Origin of the sequence: Williamsia deligens, from assembly GCF_024171765.1 — a bacterium.
Classification (GTDB): Bacteria; Actinomycetota; Actinomycetes; order Mycobacteriales; family Mycobacteriaceae; genus Williamsia_A; species Williamsia_A deligens.
In genome coordinates, this window is record NZ_JAMTCI010000003.1 from 251836 (window position 1) to 276058 (window position 24223).

Below are 24223 nucleotides of genomic sequence, written 5' to 3' on the forward strand. Positions count from 1 at the left end.
ACACTGATCCACGGTCCGCGGCCGTCGACCGAGCGATCGGACGGTGACCGCGCCCGGCACGACCCATCTCGACGACCGACCACATCTCGACCCGAGGAGCTCGCGTGACCCAGGCCCCGATCCGTCCGGAGGAGACCGACGTGCAGCCCGCCGCGGCGCCGTCCGACATCCTCGAGCTGGCCCGGGAGAAGGTCCTCGAACGCGGGGAACCGCTCGACCGCGACGAGGTCCTCGCGGTCCTGAACCTCGACGACGACCGCCTGACCGAGCTGCTGCAGCTCGCCCACGACGTGCGGATGAAGTGGTGCGGCCCCGAGGTCGAGGTCGAGGGGATCATCTCGCTCAAGACCGGCGGGTGCCCCGAGGACTGCCACTTCTGCTCGCAGTCGGGACTGTTCACGTCGCCGGTGCGCAGCGCCTGGATCGACATCCCGTCGCTGGTCGAGGCGGCCAAGCAGACCGCGAAGACCGGTGCCACCGAGTTCTGCATCGTCGCCGCCGTCCGCGGCCCCGACAAGCGTCTGATGAGCCAGGTCGCGGCTGGCATCGAGGCCATCCGCGACGAGGTCGACATCCAGATCGCCTGCAGCCTCGGCATGCTCACCCAGGAGCAGGTCGACGAGCTCGCCGCGATGGGCGTTCACCGCTACAACCACAACCTCGAGACCGCGCGCAGCCACTTCCCGAACGTGGTGACCACCCACACCTGGGAGGAGCGCGAGGGCACCCTGCGCATGGTGCGCGAGGCCGGCATGGAGGTCTGCTGCGGCGGCATCCTCGGCATGGGCGAGTCGCTCGAGCAGCGTGCCGAGTTCGCGACCGACCTCGCCGCCCTCGAGCCCGACGAGGTGCCCCTGAACTTCCTCAACCCGCGTCCGGGCACCCCCTTCGGTGACCTCGACGTGCTGCCCGCGTCCGACGCGCTCCGCGCGGTCGCCGCGTTCCGCCTGGCGCTGCCGCGCACGATCCTCCGGTTCGCCGGCGGTCGCGAGATCACCCTCGGCGACCTCGGCGCCAAGCAGGGCATGCTCGGCGGCATCAACGCCGTCATCGTCGGCAACTACCTGACGACGCTGGGACGCCCAGCCGAGGCCGACCTCGATCTCCTCGTCGACCTGCAGATGCCGATCAAGGCTCTCAACGACAGCATCTGAGCGCAGCCGTGGCCGACTCACCCCTCGACGAGCCGCTGGCGTACAGCGTCTACACGGGTGTGCCCGTCGCGCAGGACGGTGAGGGCGAGACGTTCACGGCCGCGCGTCTGGGCCTCGAGCCGCCGCGGTACTGCGGACGGTGTGGCCGCCGCATGGTGGTCCAGGTGGTCCCCACGGGATGGACCGCACGCTGCTCGCGACACGGGTCGGTCGACTCCTCCGACCCGACACGTCGATGACCGACCCGGACACGACGGTGCCCGCCAGGGTGCTCGTGACGCGCGCACCGCGCCCGCTCGTGGTGCGCTCCGCCATCGCGGTCTGTGTGCTCATCGCGCTCGGGGCCGTGGGTGGCGTCGTCTGGGGAGTGATCGTCCCGGGTGTGACGGGCGTGGTGATCGCCCCCGGACGGGCGGGGTCGCTCGGTGCCGACACCACCCACCGGTTCGACGCGATCGCCCTCTTCGCGTGCATCTCGGCCGTGGTCGGCGTCGTCGGGGCGCTGTTCGTCTGGACGGTGCGGATCCTGCGCGGGCCGGTCGGCGCACTCGTCGTGACGATCGGTTCCCTCGCCGGGTCCGCGGTGGGGATCTGGCTCGGCGGTCTCGTCGCCCACGTGCGACACCCCGGGCCCGGGGGCGTGTCCGCGGGGGAGTACTTCCGCAGCGCCCCGGGTCTGCGGCTCGACGGTGCCCGGATCGACCTCACCGGCGGACTCGACGTCTCGCTCACCCTGGGCCTGTCGTGGGCGATCGTCGTGATCGCCCCTCTCACCGGCCTCGTCGTGGTGCTCGTCCGCATCCTCGCCGCACCCGCGCCCGATCTCGCGGTACCCGCCGACCCGGTGTCAGGGCGGGGGACGCAGGGTGGCGAACTCGTCGGTGACACGCAGGCCGGTGTCCGTGAAGCGGTAGAGGGCGGGCGGCCGCCCGCCTGAGCGTCCCGTCGGACCCGTCGTCCCGGTGGCGACGACCACGCCGCGCCTGCTGAGGATCCGCAGCAGGTTCGTCGAGTCGACGGGATATCCCAGCGCCGCGCCGTAGATGTCGCTGAGCGTCGACATCGAGAACTCGGTCGGGGCGAGAGCGAATGCGATGTTGGTGTACGAGAGCTTCGCGGCGAGTCGACGGCGTGCGGACTCGACGACGGCGCCGTGGTCGAAACTGGTGACGGGCAACGCGTCCACGGGGTGCCATCGGGTGTCGGTCGGTGGGTTGCACACCGAGTCCGGCCGCACGAGCGCGAGATAGGTCGAGGCGATGACGCGGGGCCCGGGCATGCGGTCCGGTGCGGAGAACACCGAGAGCTGCTCGATGTGGGCGACCTGGCGCAGGTCCACCTTCTCGGCGAGCTGTCGGCGCGCCGACGTCCGGAGATCCTCGTCGGCGTCGAGCAGTCCACCCGGCAGCGACCAGGTGCCGGCCTGGGGATCGAGCCCGCGTTCCCACAACAGCACCGACAACCGCGGCGCGCCGTCCGGGAGCCCCCGCACGCCGAACACGGCCGTGAGCACCTCGTGGAAGATGCTCTGTGACATGGCTGGAGTCTAGGTCGCCACGATCGCGGTGTTAGGCTGGCGTCACGTTTTCGACCCACAGTCGAAAACCCCGTGAAAGGAGAGCGGTCGTGACGATCACCACCGCCGGTCCCGACATCGTCGACGCAGGCGTCCCCGGCCCCGAGTGGGCGGCGGAGGTCCGCCGCCTGGCCGACCTGCGGGGCGCCACCCTGCTGGCGCACAACTATCAGCTCCCCGCCATCCAGGACGTCGCCGATCACGTGGGCGACTCGTTGGCCCTGTCGCGGATCGCCGCGTCGGCGCCGGAGGACACGATCGTCTTCTGTGGCGTGCACTTCATGGCCGAGACCGCCAAGATCCTCGCGCCGGAGAAGACGGTGCTCATCCCCGATGCGCGCGCGGGCTGCTCACTGGCCGACTCCATCACGGCCGACGAGCTGCGCGAGTGGAAGGCCGACTTCCCCGACGCGGTGGTGGTCTCCTACGTCAACACGACCGCCGAGGTGAAGGCGCTCACCGACATCTGCTGCACGTCGTCGAACGCGGTGGAGGTCGTCGAGTCCATCGACCCCGACCGCACCGTGCTGTTCCTGCCGGATCAGTTCCTCGGCGCCCACGTCAAGCGTGTGACGGGCCGGACGAACATGCACATCTGGGCCGGCGAGTGCCACGTGCACGCCGGGATCAACGGGGACGAGCTCACCGCGCAGGCGACCGCCCACCCCGACGCGGACCTCTTCGTCCACCCCGAGTGCGGGTGTGCGACGTCGGCGCTCTACCTCGCGGGCGAGGGCGCGGTCCCGGCCGACAAGGTGAAGATCCTCTCGACCGGCGGCATGCTCGACGCCGCGCGGACGACCGGCGCCCGCGAAGTGCTGGTCGCCACCGAGATCGGGATGCTGCACCAGTTGCGCCGTGCCGCACCCGAGATCGACTTCCAGCCGGTGAACGCCAAGGCGTCGTGCAGGTACATGAAGATGATCACGCCGGAGGCGCTCCTGCGGTCGCTGCGGGACGGGACCGACGAGGTCCACCTCGACCGCGCCGTCGCCGACGCGGCCCGCGCCAGCGTCGAGGCGATGATCGCCATCGGCACGCCCGGGGGCGGCGGGGAGTGACCGCGAGCGGACGCGTCGGGCAGATCGTCGCCGGCGACGCGGGACCACTCGAGCCCCCGCCGGCGCAGGACGTCGCGCGCGTCGTCGCGGAGGGTCTCGCCGAGGACCTGCGGTACGGCCCCGACATCACCACCGCCGCGACGGTCCCCGCGGGTGCGACGACCACAGCGGTCGTCGCCAGCCGAGGCCACGGTGTGGTGGCCGGCGTCGACGTGGCGCTCGCCGTCTTCGCCGAGGTGATGGGCGATGAGGTCGACGTCGTCGAGCGGGTCGCCGACGGGTCCCGCATCGCCCCCGGGGACGCCGTCCTGCGCCTGACCGGACCCACGGCCGGCCTCCTGACCGCCGAGCGCACCGCGCTCAACCTGCTGTGCCACCTGTCGGGCATCGCGACGGCCACCGCGGCATGGGTCGACGCGATCGAGGGGACCGGCGCGTTCGTCCGGGACAGTCGCAAGACCCTGCCCGGGCTGCGGTCGCTGCAGAAGTACGCGGTGCGGGCGGGCGGCGGCCTGAACCACCGCATGGGACTCGGTGACGCCGCGCTGATCAAGGACAACCACATCGCGGCGGCCGGGTCGGTCGAGGCGGCGTGGCGCGCGGTCCGCGAGGCCGCCCCCGACATCGCGGTCGAGATCGAGGTCGACTCACTCACCCAGCTCGACGAGGCGCTCGCCCTCGACGCGCAGCTGATCCTGCTCGACAACTTCGAGCTGTGGGAGACCCAGATGGCGGTCGCGCGCCGCACACGCTCGGGGTCGTCGACCCTGCTGGAGAGTTCGGGCGGTCTCACCCTCGCCGACGCGCAGGACTATGCACGCACAGGCGTCGACTTCCTCGCCGTGGGCGGGCTCACACATTCGGTCGCGGCGCTGGACCTGGGGCTGGATCTCTGACGCGAGCGCGCCGTTCCACGAGCGCTCATGCGCATACGGGCATAGTTTCGCGCCCGCGTGAGTTGAACCCCTCCGTACCGCGCGTGACGATCACGCGTGCCACGAGTACGAGAGGAAACCGATTTCGTGACGACCACCGTCAACGCTGTCGCCGCTGTCTCCGCCACCGATCCGCTGGAGATCACCACCATCGAGCGTCGCGATCTGGGTCCCAAGGACATCCGGATCGACATCAAGTTCGCCGGCATCTGCCACTCCGACATCCACACCGCACGCAACGAGTGGAAGGGCACCAAGTACCCGGTCGTCCCCGGCCACGAGATCGCGGGCATCGTCGCCGAGGTCGGCTCCGAGGTCACCCTGCACAAGGTCGGCGACCGCGTCGGCGTCGGCTGCTTCGTCGACTCCTGTGGTGAGTGTGAGCCGTGCAAGAACGGCGACGAGCAGTACTGCGAGAAGGGCGTCGTCCAGACCTACAACTCGAAGACCTACGAGGGCGAGTTCACCCACGGCGGGTACTCGCAGGAGGTCGTGGTCACCGAGAAGTTCGTCCTGAAGATCCCCGAGGGCATCGAGCTCGACGTCGCCGCGCCGCTGCTGTGCGCCGGCATCACCCTGTACGCACCGCTGAAGAAGTGGGGCGCGGGTCCGGGCAAGAAGGTCGCGATCATCGGCATGGGCGGACTGGGTCACGTCGGCGTCAAGATCGCCCACGCCCTGGGCGCCGAGGTCACCGTGCTCAGCCAGACCACGAGCAAGGAGGAGGACGGCAAGCGTTTCGGTGCCGACCACTACTACGCCACCAAGGACAACAAGCAGCTCTTCAAGGACCTGGCCGGTCAGTTCGACCTGATCCTCAACACGGTGTCGGTGAACCTGCCGCTCACCGACTACATCGGTCTGCTCGCCATCGACGGTGCGCTCGTCGAGCTGGGTGTGCCGGAGAACCCGCTCGAGGTCGCCGCGTTCGCGTTGCTCACCAACCGTCGCTCGCTGTCCGGCTCGATGGTCGGTGGCATCGCCCTCACCCAGGAGATGCTCGACTTCTGCGCCGAGCACCACATCGCCGCCGAGATCGAGAAGATCAACGCCGACCAGGTGAACGAGGCCTACGACCGCGCCGTCTCGTCCGACGTGCGGTACCGCTTCGTCATCGACACGGCCTCGCTGGCCTGATCGTCACGGCCTCCCTGGCCTGGTCGTCACCGCCACGCCGGTGTGACACCGGCACGACCGCCGTCGGCCGTCGACCCTCCCGGGTCGGCGGCCGACGTCGTCTGTGTGCGGCGCCACCCCGCGCCAGGTGCGATTCGAAAACCGGTCGCACCACCGAATACGCTGGACACGCCGATCCGCACCCCACCCGAGGAGTCCGACCCGCGATGCTCGCCCGAACCGACCTGCGTGGCGGGACCCTGTCCACGGCGGCGCTGCGTCGCGCGCTCCCGCGCGGCGGCACCGACGTCGACTCGGTGCTGGCCACGGTGCGCCCGGTCGTCGACGCGGTCCGTGAGACGGGTTCGACGGCCGCGCTCGACGCGGGGGAGCGGTTCGACGGTGTCCGCCCCGACTCGGTCCGGGTGCCCGCAGACGTCATCGGCCGCGCGCTGGACGACGTCGACCCCGATGTCCGCGCGGCGCTGACGGAGTCGATCCGTCGTGCGCGCATCGTCCACGCCGACCAGCGACGCGGCTCGACGCGCACCGACGTCGCCCCCGGCGGCTCGGTGACCGAGAAGTGGATCCCCGTCGCGCGCGTGGGCCTCTACGTCCCGGGCGGCAACGCCGTCTACCCGTCCAGTGTCGTGATGAACGTCGTCCCGGCCCAGGAGGCGGGCGTCGGGTCTCTCGTGGTGGCGTCGCCGCCGCAGAGCGCGTTCGGCGGGTGGCCGCACCCGACGATCCTCGCGGCGTGCGCACTCCTCGGTGTCGACGAGGTGTGGGCTGTCGGCGGTGCGCAGGCGGTGGCCCTGCTCACCTACGGCGGTGAGGACACCGACGCGACCGAACTCGAACCGGTCGACCTGATCACCGGGCCCGGCAACATCTACGTGACCGCGGCCAAGCGGTTGTGTCGCGGACTCGTCGGCATCGACTCCGAGGCCGGCCCCACCGAGATCGCCATCCTCGCCGACGGTGACGCGGACCCCGTCGCCGTCGCGGCCGACCTCATCAGCCAGGCCGAACACGATGTGCTCGCGGCATCGGTGCTCGTCACCGACAGCGCGGACCTCGCCGACGCGGTCGACGCCGAGGTCGACCGGCAGGTGGAGTCGACGAAGCACCACGAGCGTGTCCGCGCCGCGCTGTCCGGCCAGCAGTCGGGCATCGTCCTCGTCGACGACCTCGAGGCGGGTCTGCGCGTGGTGGACGCCTACGCGGCGGAGCACCTGGAGATCCAGACGGCGGACGCCCCCGCCGTGGCCGACCGTGTCCGCAACGCGGGCGCGATCTTCGTCGGCCGGTACGCGCCGGTGAGTCTCGGTGACTACTGCGCGGGGTCGAACCACGTCCTGCCCACGTCCGGGTCGGCCCGGCACAGCTCGGGGCTGTCGGTGCAGACCTTCCTGCGGGGGGTGCATGTCATCGACTACGACCGTGCCGCCCTGGCGGAGGTCGCACCGCACGTGGTGAACCTGGCCACCGCCGAGGACCTGCCCGCCCACGGCGACGCGGTCCGCGTGCGGTTCGCCGGCCCCGGCATCGACACCGACCCTGACATCGACACGGGCGCACCGTCGTGACCGCGCCCGGATCCCGGTTCGGCGTCGGGGATCTCCCGCTGCGCGACGCGCTGCGGGGCGAGTCGGCGTACGGGGCCCCGCAGTTGTCGGTCCCCGTCGCGTTGAACACCAACGAGAACCCGCACACCCCGTCGCAGGCGTTGATCGACGACGTTGCGGAATCGGTCCGTGCGGCGGCCGACCGGCTGCACCGCTACCCCGACCGTGACGCCGTCGCGTTGCGCACCGATCTGGCGGCGTACACGGCGCGACGCACAGGCGTCGCCGTCACGGTCGACAACCTGTGGGCGGCGAACGGTTCCAACGAGATCCTCCAGCAACTGCTGCAGGCGTTCGGTGGCCCGGGGCGCACCGCGCTCGGGTTCGTCCCGTCCTACTCGATGCACCCGATCATCGCGACCGGCACCGACACCACCTGGCTCGGTGCGCCGCGCCGCGCCGACTTCTCGCTCGACGTCGACGCCGCCGTGGACGAGATCCGTCGTCGCACACCGGACGTCGTCTTCATCACCTCACCCAACAACCCGACGGGGCAGTCGGTGTCCGCCGAGGACATCCGCGCCCTGGCGCAGGCCACCCGCGGCATCCTGGTCGTCGACGAGGCCTACGCCGAGTTCTCCGACCGGGAGAGTGCGGTCTCGCTCCTCGAGGACCTCGGTGACCGGGTCGTGGTGAGCCGCACGATGAGCAAGGCATTCGCCTTCGCGGGGGGACGCCTCGGGTACCTCGTCGCCGCGCCCGCCGTCGTGGAGGCACTGCTCCTGGTGCGGTTGCCCTACCACCTCTCGGTCATCACGCAGGCCGCCGCCCGTGCGGCCCTGCGTCACGCCGACGAGACCCTGGCCGGCGTCGCCCACATCGTCGCCGAGCGGGGCCGCGTGGTCGGGGCACTGCGCGACCTCGGGTACGTGACCGTCGACTCCGACGCCAACTTCGTGCTGTTCGGTACGTTCGACGACGCCCGCGTCGCCTGGCAGGACTTCCTCGACCGTGGCGTGCTCATCCGCGACGTCGGGATCGCCGGCCATCTGCGCGTGACCATCGGACTGCCCGAGGAGAACGACGCCTTCCTGGCCGCCGCCGAGCAGGTCGCCCACGCCGGGCGGCCCGCGATCCAGACAGGAGCATCGCTGTGAGCGAGCACCGCACGGCCCACGTCGAGCGCACCACGAGGGAGTCGTCGATCACCGTCGACATCGACCTCGACGGCACCGGTGTCACCGACATCGACACCGGCGTCGCCTTCTTCGACCACATGCTGACCGCGTTCGGCGCCCACGGCAGCTTCGATCTCACCGTGCGTGCGCGCGGCGACGTGGAGATCGAGTCCCACCACACCGTCGAGGACACCGCGATCGTGCTGGGCCAGGCCTTCGGCGAGGCGCTGGGCGACAAGGTCGGCATCCGACGCTTCGGCGACGCGTGGATCCCGATGGACGAGACCCTCGCGCACGCCGCCGTCGACGTGTCGGGACGGCCGTACTTCGTGCACACCGGCGAGCCCGAGCACCTGCTCACCGCAGTCATCGGCGGCAACCCCGGGGTCGCCTACAACACTGTCATCAACCGGCACGTGTTCGAGTCGTTCGCGATCAACGCACGCATCGCGCTGCACGTCCGCGTCGAGTACGGCCGCGACCAACACCACATCACCGAGGCGCAGTACAAGGCGGTGGCCCGCGCGCTGCGCGCTGCGAGCGAACCCGATCCGCGCCGCGCCGGAGCCGTCCCGTCCACCAAGGGCGCGCTGTGATCGGGGCAGTACGGTGACGGCCCGCGTCACCATCCTCGACTACGGCTCGGGCAACCTCCGCTCGGCGCAGCGGGCGCTGGAACGCACCGGCGCGGAGGTCACGGTCACCGCCGACCGCGACGCCGCCCTCGAGTGCGACGGTCTCGTCGTGCCCGGCGTGGGGGCGTTCGCGGCGTGCATGGCCGGGCTGAGCGCCGTCGGGGGCGAGCGGATCATCGGACGCCGCCTCGCCGGCGACCGTCCCGTCCTCGGCATCTGCGTGGGCATGCAGATCCTCTTCGAGCACGGCGTCGAGTTCGGCGTCGACGCGCAGGGCTGCGGGGAATGGCCGGGCACCGTGCGTCAGCTGCCTGCTCCCGTCCTGCCGCACATGGGCTGGAACACCGTGCGCGCGGGCGAGGGATCTGTGCTGTTCGACGGCCTCGACGCCGACACCCGCTTCTACTTCGTGCACTCGTACGCGGTGCAGGAGTGGGAGATGAACACAGACGGCTCCCGTCTCCGCCCGGCCATCACGACGTGGTCCGAGCACGGGGGTCCGTTCCTCGCGGCCGTCGAGAACGGTCCACTGTCGGCGACCCAGTTCCACCCGGAGAAGTCCGGCGACGCCGGTGCGCAGCTGCTGGCCAACTGGGTCGGGAATCTGTGACACGTCGCGAGTTCTCGGTGGCCCGGCTCGCGGTCACCGTGATGGGGGCCGGGGTGATCGCGCTGGCGATCGTCGCCGTGGTCGCCGTCCTGCTCGCTCAGGCTTCCGCGCTCGCGGCGCTGATCGTGGCCCTGCTGGGCATCGTCGCCGTGATCGCCGTCATGGGCCTGGTGGCCCGCCGCATGGTGGATCACGCGCTGACCGACGCCGACGACACCGCACACCCCCGAGAAGAAGGACACATCTGACATGGGCACCACGCTGGAACTGCTCCCGGCGGTCGACGTCGCCGACGGGCAGGCCGTGCGCCTCGTCCAGGGAGCCGCGGGTTCGGAGACCTCGTACGGGTCGCCGCGGGATGCGGCGATGGCCTGGCAGTCCGACGGCGCGGAGTGGATCCACCTCGTCGATCTCGACGCGGCGTTCGGTCGCGGCGACAACCGCGAACTGCTCGCGGCGGTCGTCGGCGAACTCGACGTCAAGGTCGAGCTCTCCGGCGGCATCCGCGACGACGACTCGCTGCGGGCGGCGCTGGCCACCGGCTGCACCCGCGTCAACCTCGGCACGGCCGCGCTGGAGAACCCGGAGTGGTGCGCCCGCGTGGTGGGTGAGTTCGGTGACCGCATCGCCATCGGACTCGACGCCGTCCACGAGGAGCGAGGATGGCGGCTGCGCGGTCGGGGATGGGTGTCCGACGGCGGCGACCTGTGGGAGGTCCTGGAGCGTCTCGAGCGCGACGGGTGCGCCCGGTATGTGGTCACCGACGTGAGCAAGGACGGCACTCTCACCGGCCCGAACCTGGAGCTGCTGCGCGACGTCGCGAGCGCCGCGTCGGCCCCGGTGGTCGCGTCCGGTGGTGTCTCGACCATCGACGACCTCACCGCGATCGCCGGCCTCGTCGACACCGGTGTGGAGGGCGCGATCGTCGGGAAGGCGTTGTACGCGGGACGGTTCACGCTGCCCGACGCGCTCGCGGCGGTGGCTGCGGTCTGATGTCGCTGCCCGCCGGTCTCCCGTCCGACCTCGACCCCCCACGTCTGCTGGCCGTCGCGGCCGATCTGCTCGACGCCGCCGAACCCCGCTTCGTCGAGGGGATCGGTGCGCCGAGCGCGGTCGACAAGGGCGGCAACGACTTCGCCACCGAGATCGACCTCGAGCTCGAACGGATGCTCTCGCAGCGTCTGTCCGACGCGACCGGCATCGGTGTCCACGGCGAGGAGTTCGGCGGACCCGACCCGACCACCGGCACCGTGTGGGTCGTCGACCCGGTCGACGGGACGTACAACTACTCGGCCGGTCTGCCGTTGGCCGGGATGCTGCTGGCCCTGCTGCACGACGGACAGCCGGTCCTCGGCCTGACGTGGCTCCCGCTGCTGGACCGTCGGTACGCCGCGGTGGTCGACGGCCCGGTGACGTGCAACGGCGAGACCCTCCCGCGCCTGCGGCACACGGCACTGAACGACACCGTCATCGCGGTGGGGGCGTTCAACCTCGACAGCCGCGGACGGTTCCCCGGTCGCTGGCGTGTCGACGTCCTCGGCGAGGCCTCCCGCCGTGTGTCCCGACTGCGACTGCTCGGCAGCACCGGGATCGACATGGCCCTCACCGCGGCCGGGAACCTCGGCGGCGCCGTCTGTTTCGGGCACCACCCCTGGGACAACGCACCCGGTGCGGCCCTGGTGCAAGCCGCGGGCGGTGTCGTCACCGACCTCACCGGCGCCCCGTGGACCGCGTCGTCCACGTCGATGTTGGCTGCGAGTCCCGGTGTGCACTCCGAACTGCTCGAGATCATCGCCGGCGTGGGCGATCCGGAGGACTTCCGATGACGGTCGCCGTACGGGTCATCCCGTGTCTGGACGTCGACGCCGGACGGGTCGTGAAGGGCGTCAACTTCGTCGACCTGCGTGATGCCGGCGACCCGGTGGAGCTCGCCGCGGCCTACGACGCCGCGGGGGCCGACGAGTTGACCTTCCTCGACGTCACCGCGTCGAGTTCGGGTCGGTCGACGATGCTCGACGTCGTGAGCCGCACCGCCGACCAGGTCTTCATACCGCTCACGGTCGGTGGTGGGGTCCGGACCGTCGCCGACGTCGACGTCCTGCTGCGCGCCGGGGCCGACAAGGTGGGCGTCAACACCGCGGCCATCGCCCGCCCCGAGGTGCTCGCGGAGATGAGCCGGCATTTCGGGTCGCAGTGCATCGTGCTGTCGGTGGACGCCCGCACGGTCCCCGAGGGCTCGGCGCCGACACCGTCGGGCTGGGAGGTCACCACCCACGGTGGTCGTCGCGGGACCGGCATCGACGCGGTCGAGTGGGCCCGGCGCGGCCAGGACCTCGGGGTGGGGGAGATCCTGCTGAACTCGATGGACGCCGACGGGACGAAGAACGGGTTCGACCTGGCCATGATCGCCGCGGTCCGTGCGGCCGTGGCCGTCCCGGTGATCGCCAGCGGCGGTGCCGGGAAGGTCGAGCACTTCGCGCCGGCCGTCCACCAGGGCGCCGATGCCGTGCTCGCTGCCTCGGTGTTCCACTTCGGGGAGTTGCACATCGGTGAGGTGAAGGACGCGATGCGGGCCGACGGGATCACCGTCCGCTGAGCGAACACGATCACACCGTCCGCTGAGAGGAGTGGCCATGACGTTGCCGTCGGAGATCGCCGAGCGGTTGTCGCTGTCCGAGAACGGGTTGGTCGCGGCGATCGCCCAGGAGGCGGGCACCGGTGAGGTGTTGATGCTCGCCTGGATGGACGCCGAGGCGCTCGACCGGACGCTGCGCACCGGGCGCGCCACCTACTGGTCCCGCTCGCGCGGCGAGTACTGGGTGAAGGGTGAGACCAGCGGGCACGTCCAGATGGTCCGTGACGTCCGCCTCGACTGCGACGGGGACGCCCTGCTGCTCACCGTCGACCAGACGGGCCCGGCGTGTCACACCGGCACCCACAGCTGCTTCGACGCGAGCCGCGCCCTGCCGCTGACCACCCCCGACGACCAGGAGTAGCCCATGCCGTTGATCCAGATCAGCCAGACACCCGGCCTGTCCGACCGGGTGAAGCGCGAGACCATCGCCGCGGTCACCGAGGCGTACGCGAAAGCCACGGGCAAGAACCCCGACTCGGTGTGGGTGACCATCACCGAGGTGCCCCGGTCCCACTGGGGCGTCGGCGGCGAACCGCTGGGACACTGAAGGGCGTGACCAGCGACCTGCCTCCCACCGACGGCACCACCACCCGCGAGCAGTTCGTCGACCTGGCGCGCGATCACCGTGTCGTGCCCGTCACCCGCAAGGTCGTCGCCGACTCGGAGACACCGCTGTCGGCGTACCGCAAGCTCGCCGGTGACCGGCCGGGCACGTTCCTGCTGGAGTCGGCGGAGAACGGCCGCTCCTGGTCGCGCTGGTCGTTCATCGGCGCCGGTGCGCCCGCGGCCCTCACGGTCGTCGACGGCGAGGCGCACTGGTGGGGGACCGTCCCCGACGGCGCACCCCGGGACGGCGACCCGCTCGTGGCGTTGGCCGAGTCGCTGCGACTGCTCGCCACCGATCGACTGCCCGGGATGCCGCCGCTGACCGGCGGATTCGTCGGCTACCTCGCCTACGACGCCGTCCGTCGCCTGGAACGACTCCCCGACACCTGCATCGACGACATGGCGCTCCCCGAGATGCTCATGCTGTTGGCCACCGACCTCGCCGCCGTCGACCACCACGAGGGATCGATCACCCTGATCGCCAACGCGATCAACTGGGACGGCACCGACGACCGCGTGCACGAGGCGTACGACGACGCCGTCGCCCGACTGGATCGGATGACGGAGGCACTCGCGGCCCCGGCGCCGTCGACCGTGTCCACCTTCCACAAGCCCGACCCGGTCTACCGCGCGCAACGCACGCGCGACGAGTACGCCACCGTCGTCGCGTCGCTCGTGGGCGAGATCGAGGCGGGCGAGGCGTTCCAGGTGGTGCCCTCCATGCGCTTCGAGATGACCACCGACGCCGATCCCGTCGACGTCTACCGGGTGCTGCGGTCGTCGAACCCGAGCCCGTACATGTACCTGCTGCGGATGCCCGGTGTGGGGCGCGACCCGTTCACGATCGTCGGGTCGTCCCCCGAGGCGCTGGTGACCGTGTCCCAGGGCACGGCGACGACCCACCCGATCGCGGGGACCCGCTGGCGCGGGGCGACCGAGGACGAGGACCACCTGCTCGCCAAGGACCTCCTGGCCGACGAGAAGGAGAACTCCGAGCACCTGATGCTCGTCGACCTCGGACGCAACGACCTCGGGCGCGTGTGCGAACCGGGCACGGTGGCCGTGCACGACTACCGCCACATCGAGCGCTACAGCCACGTGATGCACCTGGTGTCCACGGTGACCGGGCGTCTGCAGCAGGGCGCGACCGCCCTCGACGCGGTCGCGGCGTGCTTCCCCGCGGGCACCCTAACCGGGGCCCCCAAGGTGCGGGCGATGGAGCTGATCGACGAGCACGAGATCACCCGACGGGGGCTGTACGGCGGGGTGGTGGGCTACCTGGACTTCGCCGGCGACGCCGACACGGCGATCGCCATCCGCACCGCGGTCATGTCGGGGGAGCGGGCCGTGGTGCAGGCCGGCGGCGGCGTCGTCGCCGACAGCGACGCCGACTACGAGTACAACGAGGCCCGCAACAAGGCGCGCACCGTCCTCACCGCGATCGCCGCCGCCGAGACCATGACACCCGCGACGGGGTCACCGGCGACGGGGACACCGGCACCGGCCACACCCGTCGCCTCCGAGAGAGCGGACGTGCAGTCATGACCGGACCCCGGACGGGCGAGCCCGAGGAGAACGGCGGCGACACCACGTCGACGGTCACCGAACCCGATGCCGCCGCGATCCGCCGACGGGGGGTGCGCACCGCCGCGATCCTCCTGGTGCTGTCGGCGGCTGCGCTCTGGGGCGCGTCCCGCCTCCCGTGGGCGTCGCTCACAGCCCAGGACGGACTCAGTCCCGAGCGCCACTTCACGGTGCACGGGTCCGACTGGAGTCCCTGGCTGACACCGGTCGCGATCGTGCTCGTCGCGGCGGTCGCCGCCGCCGTCGCCCTGCGGGGATGGGCACTGCGGATCACCGCGGCCGTCGTCACGGTGATCGGGGTCGTCTCGATCCTCCCGGTCATCTCGCTGCTCACCGGGAACGACCCGGGCGCGTACGCAGCCCGGTCGATCGACCTCGCCGGTCGGTATCAGGTGGCCTCCGTCGACACCCACCCGTGGGTGGCTGCGGTGGTGGTCCTCGGGGCCGTCCTCGCGCTCGCCGGGGCGACGATGCTGCTGCGGGTCGCCCGCGGCGGGACGGCGATGTCGTCGCGGTACAAGACACCCGCCGCCCGGCGCGCCGAGCTCGAGGAGACCGTGTTCGCCGAGCGCGAGGCCCGCCGGGACGACACGGCGCCGGAGTTGTCGGCGCCGAGCTCCCCGACCGCCGCCGCCGGTACCGCAGACGGCGCCGACGGGGTCACCGAACGGATGCTGTGGGACGCGCTGGACACCGGTGCGGACCCGACAGATCCGCGCGCGACCAGGCCGACCTCCTCGGACGCCCGACCGGGGGCCGACAGCGGGGACGACGACGCGCCGCGGTGACGCCGCACACACGACCCACCCCGACCCCCGAACAGGCGGCCACCCGCCACCGGGCTACCCTTGCTCTCACCACAGGTCACACGGGCGGCGCAGTCGCCGACGATCTCGAGACGCTGGAAGGGGACCGCGCCATGAGCTCGCCGACCGTCCTCGACTCGATCATCGACGGCGTCCGCGCCGACGTCGCCGCCCGGGAGGCGGTCCTGGACTTCGCCGCCGTGAAAGCCGCGGCCAAGGCCGCCCCCGACCCGATCGACGCCGCCGCGGCACTGCGGGAGCCGGGCATCGCCGTCATCGCCGAGTGCAAGCGATCGAGCCCGTCGAAGGGTCCTCTCGCCGACATCCCCGATCCCGCCGAGCTCGCACGCGCCTACGAGAGCGGTGGGGCCCGCATCATCAGCGTGCTCACCGAGGAGCGTCGCTTCGGCGGTTCCCTGGCCGACCTCGACGCGGTCCGTGCAGCGGTCCGGATCCCGGTCCTGCGCAAGGACTTCATCATCGGGCCGTATCAGATCCACGAGGCCCGGGCCCACGGGGCGGACGTCGTCCTGCTCATCGTGGCCGCGCTGGAACAGAACGTGCTGGCCTCCCTGCTCGACCGCACCGAGTCCCTCGGGATGACCGCCCTGGTGGAGGTCCACACCGAGGCCGAGGCCGACCGTGCCCTGTCCGCGGGCGCGACCGTCGTCGGCGTCAACGCCCGCAACCTCAAGACCCTCGAGGTCGACCGGGACGTGTTCGCCCGCATCGCACCCGGGTTGCCGACGGAGACCATCCGCATCGCCGAGAGCGGTGTCAACGGCACCGCGGACCTGCTCGCCTACGCCGGCGCCGGTGCGGATGCAGTCCTCGTCGGCGAGGCCCTGGTCACGCGCGGGGACCCCCGCGCCGCGGTGGCCGAGCTCGTCACGGCCGGCGCCCACCCGTCCTGCCCCAAACCGGTCCGCTGACCGGTGACCACGCACCACCAGGAGCCCTCTCTGTCCGCGGACACCTCTCTCGACGCCGAGTTCCCCACCGCCAGCAGGGGACTGGCCGAACGCACCTCCTCTGACCCCGACGAGCGCGGGTATTTCGGCTCGTTCGGCGGGCGTCACGTGCCCGAGGCGCTGATGGCCGTCATCGACGAGGTCACCACCAGTTACGAGAAGGCTCGTGTCGACGACGACTTCCTGGCCGAGCTCGACCGGCTGCAGCGCGACTACAGCGGCCGACCGTCCCCGTTGTTCGAGGCGCAGCGTCTGCGGGAGCACGCCGGCGGCGCGCGCATATTCCTCAAGCGCGAGGACCTGAACCACACCGGCTCGCACAAGATCAACAACGTCCTCGGCCAGGCCATGCTGGCCCGGAAGATGGGCAAGCACCGGATCATCGCCGAGACCGGTGCTGGTCAGCACGGTGTCGCGACCGCCACGGCCTGTGCGCTGTTCGGCCTCGAGTGCGTCATCTACATGGGCCGTGTCGACACCGAGCGTCAGGCGCTCAACGTCGCCCGTATGCGTCTGCTGGGGGCGACCGTCGTCGCCGTCGACACCGGGTCGTCGACGTTGAAGGACGCGATCAACGAGGCGATGCGCGACTGGGTGACGAACGCGCACAACACCTACTACTGCTTCGGCACCGCGGCGGGACCGCACCCGTTCCCGCTGATGGTCCGTGACCTGCAGCGCATCGTCGGGCTCGAGGCCCGTGCGCAGATGCTCTCGTCCGTCGGGCGCCTCCCCGACGCCGTGGTCGCCTGTGTCGGTGGCGGCTCGAACGCGATCGGCATCTTCCACCCGTTCATCGAGGACGAGGGTGTGCGTCTGGTCGGGTTCGAGGCCGCGGGCGACGGCGTCGACTCGGGTCGGCACGCTGCGACGTTCAGCGGCGGCACGCCCGGTGCCTTCCAGGGCGCGTACTCCTACCTCCTCCAGGACGACGACGGCCAGACGATCGAGTCCCACTCGATCTCCGCCGGCCTGGACTACCCGGGTGTCGGCCCGGAGCACGCCCACCTGCTGGAGACCGGTCGCGCCGAGTACCGCCCGGTCACCGACGTCGAGGCGATGGACGCGCTGTCGCTGCTGAGCCGTGCCGAGGGCATCATCCCGGCCATCGAGTCCGCGCACGCGGTGGCGGGGGCGCTCACGCTCGGCCGCGAACTGGGCGACGGCGCCGCGGTGTTGGTGAACCTGTCCGGCCGCGGTGACAAGGACGTCGACACCGCAGCCCGTTGGTTCGGGCTGTTCGACAAGCCCGAGTCCGCGTCGTGACGTCACGCCTGTCGGGCGTCTTCGCCCGGTGTTCCGCCGAGGCCCGCGCGGCGCTCATCGGATACCTCCCGGTCGGTTTCCCCGACCCCGAGCAGTCCCGTCGGCTGGTGCGGGTGCTCGTGGAATCCGGCTGCGACATCGTCGAACTCGGCATCCCGTACTCCGACCCGGTGATGGACGGTCCCACCATCCAGGCCGCCGCCGACACAGCGCTCGCCGCGGGCACCAAGGTGCGTGACGTGTTCGCCGCGGCGGAGGTCGTCGCCGAGGCCGGTGGCGCCCCGGTGGTCATGTCCTACTGGAACCCGTTGCTGCGCTACGGGATCGACGCGTTCTCCCGGGACCTCGCCGCCGCGGGTGGGATGGGCATCATCACGCCCAACCTCATCCCCGAGGAGGCCGACGCCTGGGTCGAGGCCTCGGATGCGCACGAGCTCGACCGGATCTTCCTCGTCGCGCCGTCGTCCACCGAGGAGCGGTTGGCGATGACGCTCGAGAAGAGCTCGGGGTTCGTCTACGCGTCCTCCGTCATGGGTGTCACCGGCGCCCGCGACGCCGTGTCCGACGCCGCGCCGGAGCTGTGCGCACGGATCCGCTCCCACTCCGACATCGCGATCGGTGTGGGACTCGGGGTGCGCAGCCGTGAGCAGGCTGCGCAGATCGCCGCATACGCCGACGGCGTCATCGTCGGGTCCGCCCTGGTGAGCGCAGCCGACGAGAGCGAGTCGGCGTTGGCGACGCTCGTCGGTGACCTCGCCGACGGGGTGCGGTCGGCACCACGATCGGCGCAGGCTCGATGACCGCACCCACGGTGCTGGCGGCGTTCCCCAGTCCCCCGCAGGGTGTCTGGTACCTCGGCGACTTCCCGCTCCGGGCCTACGCCCTGTGCATCATCGTCGGCATCGTCGCCGCCGTGTGGTGGGGCAACCGTCGCTGGGTCGCCCGGGGCGGCCGTGAGGGCGAGGTCCTCGACGTCGCCATCTGGGCGGTGCCCTTCGGCCTGGTCGGCGGACGGCTCTATCACCTGGCGACCGACTGGCGGACCTACTTCGGTGACGGCCCGAAACAGCCGATCGACGCCCTGAAGATCTGGGACGGCGGTCTCGGGATCTGGGGTGCCGTCCTCCTCGGCGCGGTGGGCGCGTGGATCGGCACCCGGCGGGCGGGGATCCGTCTGCCGGCGTTCGGCGACGCGATCGCCCCGCCGATCCTGCTGGCCCAGGCGATCGGTCGGCTCGGCAACTACTTCAACCAGGAGCTCTACGGCGCGCACACGTCGCTGCCGTGGGGTCTGGAGATCTACGAACGCGTCGACTCCAACGGCAACGTCGGACCCGGACTGATCGACGGCAGGTCGACCGGCACCGTCGTCGACGTCGTCCAGCCCACGTTCCTCTACGAGCTGATCTGGAACGTCCTCGTCGTCGTCGCGCTCGTCGCACTCGACCGGCGGTTCCGCATCGGCCACGGGCGTCTGTTCGCGGGATACGTGGCCGGGTACTGCCTCGGGCGGTTCTTCATCGAGATGCTCCGCGAGGACTCCGCCACCCACGTCCTGGGCATCCGCATCAACGTGTTCACGGCCGGCATCGTGTTCCTCTGCGCCGTCGCGTACATCGTCCTCGCCCGCAAGGGCCGGGAAGCACCCGACGACGTGTACCGCGGAGAGCACGGTCCCGACGCCGAGGACGGCCCGGACACCGCGACCGACGCGGAGACGGACGCGACCACCGCGGAGTCCGACGAGAAGCCGACTGCCGACGACAAGGCTGCTCCCGACGAGAAGAAGCCGTCGGACGAGAAGGCCGACGGCGACACCGACACGGCCGCCGACACCGCGACACGCTGACCGGTCGCACGACCTGCGCTCGTGACTTCCCCAGTCGCACGCGGATGTTCGTCGACAGGGTGGTGGACGGCGGATGACAGCTCGGCGCCATCGTGGAGACACCCCTGTCGGAGGACTAGGCTCACTCCCGTGAATCGCCGCACCAAGATCGTCTGCACGCTGGGCCCTGCGACCGACAGCGCGGAGCGTGTGCGCGAGCTGGTGGAGAGCGGGATGGACGTCGCGCGCCTGAACTTCAGTCATGGCAGCCACGACGACCACAAGGCCATGTACGAACGGGTGCGCGCCGCCTCCGACGCGACCGGGCGCGCGGTCGGGATCCTCGCCGACCTGCAGGGCCCGAAGATCCGGCTCGGTCGGTTCGAGCAGGGACGCACGGAGTGGGCGACCGGTGAGCAGGTGCGCATCACCGTCGACGACATCGAAGGCACACACGATCGGGTGTCGACCACATACAAGGAGCTCGCGGTCGACGCCCAGCCCGGTGACCGTCTGCTCGTCGACGACGGGAAGGTCGGTCTGACCGTCACCGACATCGACGGCAACGACGTCGTGTGCCGGGTCACCGAGGGCGGCCCGGTCAGCAACAACAAGGGTGTCTCGCTGCCCGGCATGAACGTCTCCGTGCCGGCCATGTCCGACAAGGACACCGCCGACCTGGAGTTCGCGCTGCGGCTCGGGGTGGATCTGATCGCGCTGTCGTTCGTTCGGTCACCGTCGGACATCGAGCTGGTCCACGACGTCATGGACCGTGTCGGCCGCCGCGTGCCCGTCATCGCGAAGCTGGAGAAGCCCGAGGCGATCGACAACCTCGAGGCCGTCGTCCTGGCGTTCGACGCTGTGATGGTCGCACGTGGCGACCTCGGCGTCGAGCTGCCGCTCGAGGAGGTCCCGCTCGTGCAGAAGCGGGCCATCCAGATGGCGCGGGAGAACGCCAAGCCGGTCATCGTGGCGACGCAGATGCTCGAGTCCATGATCGAGAACTCGCGACCCACCCGCGCGGAGGCGTCCGACGTCGCCAACGCCGTGCTCGACGGCGCCGACGCCGTGATGCTCTCCGGCGAGACATCGGTCGGCAAGTACGTGATGGAGACGGTGCGCACGATGGCCCGGATCGTCAACGCCGTCGAGAACGGGACGCGGGACGTCCCGCCGCTCAGCCACGTCCCCCGGACCAAGCGCGGCATCATCTCCTACGCCGCCCGCGACATCGGCGAACGCCTCGACGCGAAGGCCCTGGTCGCCTTCACCCAGTCCGGTGACACCGTGCGACGGCTGGCCCGGCTGCACACCCGGCTCCCGCTGCTGGCCTTCACCCCGCTGCCCGAGGTGCGCAGTCAGTTGGCCCTGAGCTGGGGCACCGAGACGTTCCTCGTCGACTCCGTCGAGACCACCGACGCGATGATCCGCCAGGTCGACAGCTCGCTGTTGAAGATCGGGCGCCTCGGCGTGGGCGATCAGGTGGTCATCGTCGCGGGTGCACCCCCCGGTACGGTGGGGTCCACCAACCTGATCCACGTCCACCGCATCGGGGAAGAGGATCACTAGCGGACCAGCCGGGGGGCGGACGTGTGGGACTGACCGTGCAGAGTGATCTCGACAAGCTGCTCGACCTCTTCGATCTGACCGAGACCGCTGAGGACGTCTTCGTCGGGCACCATCCGGAGCAGAGGACACCGCGCACCTTCGGCGGACAGCTGCTGGCGCAGGGAGTGCTGGCGGCGGGTCGCACCATCACGAAGGGCTCACCGCCGGTGCACGCGGTCCACGCCCATTTCATCCGCGGGGGCGACACGTCGGCACCGCTGGAGTACCACGTCCACCGCTCGAGGGACGCGCGCAGCTTCGCCAACCGTCAGGTGACGGCGATGCAGGGTGACGCCGAGATCGTCACGATGTTGGTCGCCTTCCAGGACAACGCCGCCGGTCTCGAGCATGCGGTGGAGATCCCGGAGGTGCCCTACCCGGAGCATCTGCCGCCACTGGGTGAGCACTTCAAGGGGTACGAGGACCGGATCGCCGCCTTCGTCGACGCGATCCATCCCATCGACATCCGCTTCGCCAACGACCCCACGTGGAAGGCACGGGAGTCCGGCGAGCGCATCGAGAAGAACCGGGTGTGGATGCGGGCCGACGGTGTCCTCCCCGACGACCCGCTGCTCCACGTCGCGGCCATGTGTTACGCCTCGGACACCACCGTGCTCGACTCGGTGATCAGCACCCACGGTCTGTCCTGGGGCATCGATCGGCTCTTCGCGGCGACGGTGAACCACTCCATGTGGTTCCACCGGGAGTTCCGTTTCGACGACTGGATGCTCTACGCCACGGAGTCGCCGGTGGCGGCCGGGTCACGCGGCCTCGCGTCGGGTCGCTTCTTCACCCGCGACGGTGTGTTGGCGACCACGGTGGCGCAGGAGGCGCTGATCAAGCACTTCCCGTCGCGCGACTGATCGCTGCGGTCACCCGCGGCGGCCACGTCGGCTGTCGTCGTACGCCGACCTCCGTGTCCGCGCCAACCACGCCGGCGCCATGCGGACGTCGGCGGGGAGATTGCGTACGGGATCGAAGTCGATGTCGGCGACAGGTGCGACGTCCGTCGCCTCCACCTCACCGATCGACCGGAACGGTGACAGGCCCCGCGCCTGCGACAACCGGATGCGGACGGGTGGGTCGGGTACGGCCGCGGTCCGCGACGCGACCACGGTCTGCGCCCGTATCCACCACCACGCACCGTCCGCCTCGAACGGGGTGAGCGACGAGAACGTCGTCTCCGACCAGGTGCGGGCGGGGACGGGGAGCGGGACACGCGTGGCCGCGACCGTCGACGACGCCAGGAGCAGGTCCCACGGGCGGCCGGCCCCGATGTCGACCCGCAGCGCGATCCCGAGGACGTCGGGGAGCCCGCCCGGGAGTCCTGCGCCCTGCGACAGCCGGAGGGTGACGTCGCCCGCGCTCGGACGGACCACACCCAGGATGGGCCCGTCGACGACGAGTGACCCGGTCAGCAGACGCCCGTCGGGATGGAAGGCCTTCGCGTGTCGCAGTGCGGCGGCCGCACGGAACGGGGTGCCGACGGCGCGGGCGAGGAGCGGCGACGGGACGGTCTCGGGTGACTGCGCACTCATGCGATGACGGATGTCCGGCACGACGGGGCCGAAACCCGAATGTGGCGACCCACACATGCGAGACAGATCACGGGTTTGCGGCCCCCCGTCGGAGGGGCATCCCTCTCTGCGACCACACCGGCGTCGCCTCGGCGACGACCGCGTGACCCTCGACGAAGGAGACACCGTGACCGTGTCGACGACGACCATCACCCATCAGCTGCGCGCCGTGTTGGCGCTGACGAACACCGAGATCCAGGTCGCCCAGACCCGGATCGCCCAGGCCCGCACCGACGCCGTCCGCCGCGAACTCACCGAGAACGCGGCCAACGCGAAGGACCGTGCAACGCAGATCGAGGCCGCGATCCGCGAGATCGGCGCCGCCCCCGACGTGATCCGGCCCCTGGTCGGTCGTCTGAACGCGCTGGCCAAGGTCGTGGCCGAGCAGGTCGCGCCGCTCGACGAAGCCCTTCTCGGCGATCTCGCGCTCGAGCACCAGCTGCTCGACCGGTCGCGCTACCTCGTCGCACTGGCGACCGCGGCCGGTGACGCCTCGGTGACCGATCTGGCGCGACGCCTCGTCACCGCGCACGAGGCCACGGTCGAGTGGCTGACGACGGTCCTCGCGGAGGAGGCCATCGGCGGACCGGTCGCGCTGCGCCGGGGTCCCGGTCAGTGGGGTGCGGGTGTCGCACTGCGTGTGGCCGCCGCGCCCGCGAACGCCGCGATGCGGGGGATCGACAAGGCGGTCGAACTCCTGCGTCGTGCCCCGGACGCCGCGACCGCGGTCGTCGAACAGGGGCAGGCGGAGGCCGATCGCGTGCGCGACGAGATCGCGGGACAGGACGCCGACGATCTGCCGATCGCCGGCTACGACGCCAAGAAGGTGTCCGAGATCGTCGCGGAGATCAAGGAGTTCGAGGACCCCTCGGACATCCGCTCCGTGGTCGCCTACGAGGAGAGCCACCGCAACCGCAGCGGCGTCGTGTCCGCCGCGCAGACGAGGCTGGCGGGGATCGCCCAGGAGATCGTCGGCATCGACAGCTGACGACTGCCAGACGACGACGGCGGCGCCGGGGATGATCCCCGGCGCCGCCGCTGTCTGTGCAGGTGCGTTCACCCTGCGATCAGTGGGCGCCGTTCTCGGCGAGAAGGGCGAGGCGGCGGAGGCATTCCCGCAGCCGCGGTGCCATCGCGATCCGCTGGACCTCGTCCGGCGCCCACGAGAAGGGCGGCGTCTCGGCGTGCTCGTCCATCACGATGCGGGAGCCGTTCCCGTCCTTCTCGACGGTCAGGGCGATCCGCGCGGAGCCGAACGGCCACGCGTGCGCGGACAACTCGAGATGCCCGGCGCGCGAGTCGAGCACGCGGGTCTCGTCGTCGAGGAGGACGGGCCAGCCACCGACGGAATGGTGGACACGAGCACCCTCCTGCGGCCAGTCGGGGTCGACGTCACGGATACGGGACGTCCCGACGACCCAGGACGAGTAGAGCCAGCCGTTGGCCAGGATGGACCACACCTGGGCGGGTGTCGCGGAGGTGCGGTGGGTGACTGCGGGCATCGGTCGA

Annotated in this window: 27 protein-coding genes and 1 pseudogene; 25 read left to right on the top strand and 3 right to left on the bottom strand. The window is 71.1% G+C overall.

Features of this window, described 5'->3' with window-relative positions; translation table 11 throughout:
* Positions 1-104: 104 nt before the first annotated feature.
* From bioB to LX14_RS18385, 3 genes are read left to right on the top strand one after another with little or no spacing between them, the layout of a single operon-like run.
* Positions 105-1154 carry a biotin synthase BioB gene (bioB, locus tag LX14_RS18375; protein ID WP_253648812.1) on the top strand — a complete coding sequence of 350 codons (1050 nt, stop codon included), beginning with the start codon at positions 105-107 and terminating at the stop codon, positions 1152-1154.
* Between the two features lie 8 nt (positions 1155-1162).
* The gene (bsaP, locus tag LX14_RS18380) at positions 1163-1393 is read left to right on the top strand and encodes a biotin synthase auxiliary protein BsaP (protein ID WP_253648813.1); all 231 of its coding nucleotides are present in this window, start codon (positions 1163-1165) and stop codon (positions 1391-1393) included.
* Positions 1390-2091 carry a DUF2567 domain-containing protein gene (locus tag LX14_RS18385; RefSeq protein ID WP_253648814.1) on the top strand — a complete coding sequence of 234 codons (702 nt, stop codon included), beginning with the start codon at positions 1390-1392 and terminating at the stop codon, positions 2089-2091. Before bsaP ends, LX14_RS18385 begins: the two co-directional genes overlap by 4 nt.
* On the opposite strand, the gene LX14_RS18390 is transcribed toward LX14_RS18385, so the two are convergent.
* On the bottom strand, positions 2002-2691 hold the full coding sequence (locus LX14_RS18390) for an NUDIX hydrolase (protein WP_253648815.1): 690 nt from the start codon (positions 2689-2691) through the stop codon (positions 2002-2004). The two genes, LX14_RS18385 and LX14_RS18390, sit on opposite strands and share 90 nt — an antisense overlap.
* Before the next feature lie 89 nt (positions 2692-2780).
* On the opposite strand from LX14_RS18390, the gene nadA reads away from it, so the two are divergent.
* The 21 genes and pseudogenes from nadA (at position 2781) to LX14_RS18495 (ending at position 22000) form a co-directional block, all read left to right on the top strand.
* Positions 2781-3791, top strand: a complete 1011-nt coding sequence (gene nadA, locus LX14_RS18395) for a quinolinate synthase NadA (RefSeq protein ID WP_253648816.1) — start codon at positions 2781-2783, stop codon at positions 3789-3791.
* Complete coding sequence (nadC, locus tag LX14_RS18400) at positions 3788-4687, top strand: carboxylating nicotinate-nucleotide diphosphorylase (protein WP_253648817.1); 900 nt, start codon at positions 3788-3790, stop codon at positions 4685-4687. Before nadA ends, nadC begins: the two co-directional genes overlap by 4 nt.
* A 126-nt stretch (positions 4688-4813) precedes the next feature.
* On the top strand, positions 4814-5863 hold the full coding sequence (locus LX14_RS18405) for an NAD(P)-dependent alcohol dehydrogenase (protein WP_253648818.1): 1050 nt from the start codon (positions 4814-4816) through the stop codon (positions 5861-5863).
* Between the two features lie 206 nt (positions 5864-6069).
* Positions 6070-7431 carry a histidinol dehydrogenase gene (hisD, locus tag LX14_RS18410; RefSeq protein ID WP_253648819.1) on the top strand — a complete coding sequence of 454 codons (1362 nt, stop codon included), beginning with the start codon at positions 6070-6072 and terminating at the stop codon, positions 7429-7431.
* Positions 7428-8567: a histidinol-phosphate transaminase gene (locus tag LX14_RS18415; RefSeq protein ID WP_253648820.1), complete on the top strand. Its 1140-nt coding sequence runs from the start codon at positions 7428-7430 to the stop codon at positions 8565-8567. Before hisD ends, LX14_RS18415 begins: the two co-directional genes overlap by 4 nt.
* Positions 8564-9184 (top strand): imidazoleglycerol-phosphate dehydratase HisB, encoded by a 621-nt coding sequence (hisB, locus tag LX14_RS18420; RefSeq protein ID WP_372505449.1) that lies wholly within the window; start codon positions 8564-8566, stop codon positions 9182-9184. The genes LX14_RS18415 and hisB overlap by 4 nt, the downstream gene beginning before the upstream one ends.
* Before the next feature lie 13 nt (positions 9185-9197).
* Complete coding sequence (hisH, locus tag LX14_RS18425; protein WP_253648821.1) at positions 9198-9833, top strand: imidazole glycerol phosphate synthase subunit HisH; 636 nt, start codon at positions 9198-9200, stop codon at positions 9831-9833.
* Positions 9830-10081, top strand: a complete 252-nt coding sequence (locus tag LX14_RS18430) for a hypothetical protein (RefSeq protein ID WP_253648822.1) — start codon at positions 9830-9832, stop codon at positions 10079-10081. Before hisH ends, LX14_RS18430 begins: the two co-directional genes overlap by 4 nt.
* A gap of 1 nt (position 10082) precedes the next feature.
* Positions 10083-10826: a bifunctional 1-(5-phosphoribosyl)-5-((5-phosphoribosylamino)methylideneamino)imidazole-4-carboxamide isomerase/phosphoribosylanthranilate isomerase PriA gene (gene priA, locus LX14_RS18435; RefSeq protein WP_253648823.1), complete on the top strand. Its 744-nt coding sequence runs from the start codon at positions 10083-10085 to the stop codon at positions 10824-10826.
* Positions 10826-11659, top strand: a complete 834-nt coding sequence (locus LX14_RS18440) for an inositol monophosphatase family protein (protein WP_253648824.1) — start codon at positions 10826-10828, stop codon at positions 11657-11659. The genes priA and LX14_RS18440 overlap by 1 nt, the downstream gene beginning before the upstream one ends.
* Complete coding sequence (gene hisF, locus LX14_RS18445) at positions 11656-12429, top strand: imidazole glycerol phosphate synthase subunit HisF (protein WP_253648825.1); 774 nt, start codon at positions 11656-11658, stop codon at positions 12427-12429. Before LX14_RS18440 ends, hisF begins: the two co-directional genes overlap by 4 nt.
* A 37-nt stretch (positions 12430-12466) precedes the next feature.
* Complete coding sequence (hisI, locus tag LX14_RS18450; RefSeq protein ID WP_253648826.1) at positions 12467-12829, top strand: phosphoribosyl-AMP cyclohydrolase; 363 nt, start codon at positions 12467-12469, stop codon at positions 12827-12829.
* A gap of 3 nt (positions 12830-12832) precedes the next feature.
* A complete protein-coding gene (locus LX14_RS18455) occupies positions 12833-13015 on the top strand; it encodes a tautomerase family protein (RefSeq protein WP_253648827.1) in 183 nt (60 codons plus the stop codon).
* Complete coding sequence (locus LX14_RS18460; protein ID WP_372505459.1) at positions 13012-14619, top strand: anthranilate synthase component I; 1608 nt, start codon at positions 13012-13014, stop codon at positions 14617-14619. Before LX14_RS18455 ends, LX14_RS18460 begins: the two co-directional genes overlap by 4 nt.
* Positions 14616-15446 carry a TIGR02234 family membrane protein gene (locus LX14_RS18465; RefSeq protein WP_253648829.1) on the top strand — a complete coding sequence of 277 codons (831 nt, stop codon included), beginning with the start codon at positions 14616-14618 and terminating at the stop codon, positions 15444-15446. Before LX14_RS18460 ends, LX14_RS18465 begins: the two co-directional genes overlap by 4 nt.
* A gap of 131 nt (positions 15447-15577) precedes the next feature.
* A complete protein-coding gene (gene trpC, locus LX14_RS18470; protein ID WP_253648830.1) occupies positions 15578-16396 on the top strand; it encodes an indole-3-glycerol phosphate synthase TrpC in 819 nt (272 codons plus the stop codon).
* 3 nt (positions 16397-16399) lie between these two features.
* On the top strand, positions 16400-17701 hold the full coding sequence (trpB, locus tag LX14_RS18475; protein ID WP_253648831.1) for a tryptophan synthase subunit beta: 1302 nt from the start codon (positions 16400-16402) through the stop codon (positions 17699-17701).
* A complete protein-coding gene (gene trpA, locus LX14_RS18480; RefSeq protein ID WP_253648832.1) occupies positions 17698-18501 on the top strand; it encodes a tryptophan synthase subunit alpha in 804 nt (267 codons plus the stop codon). The genes trpB and trpA overlap by 4 nt, the downstream gene beginning before the upstream one ends.
* A pseudogene (gene lgt, locus LX14_RS18485) lies at positions 18498-19347 on the top strand (prolipoprotein diacylglyceryl transferase); the annotation flags it as partial. The gene trpA and the pseudogene lgt, both read left to right, overlap by 4 nt.
* Before the next feature lie 332 nt (positions 19348-19679).
* Positions 19680-21098, top strand: a complete 1419-nt coding sequence (gene pyk / locus LX14_RS18490; RefSeq protein WP_253648833.1) for a pyruvate kinase — start codon at positions 19680-19682, stop codon at positions 21096-21098.
* A 29-nt stretch (positions 21099-21127) separates the two neighbouring features.
* Positions 21128-22000: an acyl-CoA thioesterase gene (locus LX14_RS18495; RefSeq protein WP_253648907.1), complete on the top strand. Its 873-nt coding sequence runs from the start codon at positions 21128-21130 to the stop codon at positions 21998-22000.
* A 9-nt stretch (positions 22001-22009) separates the two neighbouring features.
* Here LX14_RS18495 and LX14_RS18500 read toward each other — a convergent pair whose 3' ends face one another.
* The gene (locus LX14_RS18500; RefSeq protein WP_253648834.1) at positions 22010-22675 is read right to left on the bottom strand and encodes a hypothetical protein; all 666 of its coding nucleotides are present in this window, start codon (positions 22673-22675) and stop codon (positions 22010-22012) included.
* A 166-nt stretch (positions 22676-22841) separates the two neighbouring features.
* On the opposite strand from LX14_RS18500, the gene LX14_RS18505 reads away from it, so the two are divergent.
* Complete coding sequence (locus LX14_RS18505) at positions 22842-23702, top strand: ferritin-like domain-containing protein (protein ID WP_372505451.1); 861 nt, start codon at positions 22842-22844, stop codon at positions 23700-23702.
* 79 nt (positions 23703-23781) lie between these two features.
* Here the strand turns inward: LX14_RS18505 and LX14_RS18510 are convergent, their stop codons facing one another.
* Positions 23782-24216: an SRPBCC family protein gene (locus LX14_RS18510; RefSeq protein WP_253648835.1), complete on the bottom strand. Its 435-nt coding sequence runs from the start codon at positions 24214-24216 to the stop codon at positions 23782-23784.
* Positions 24217-24223 lie beyond the last annotated feature (7 nt).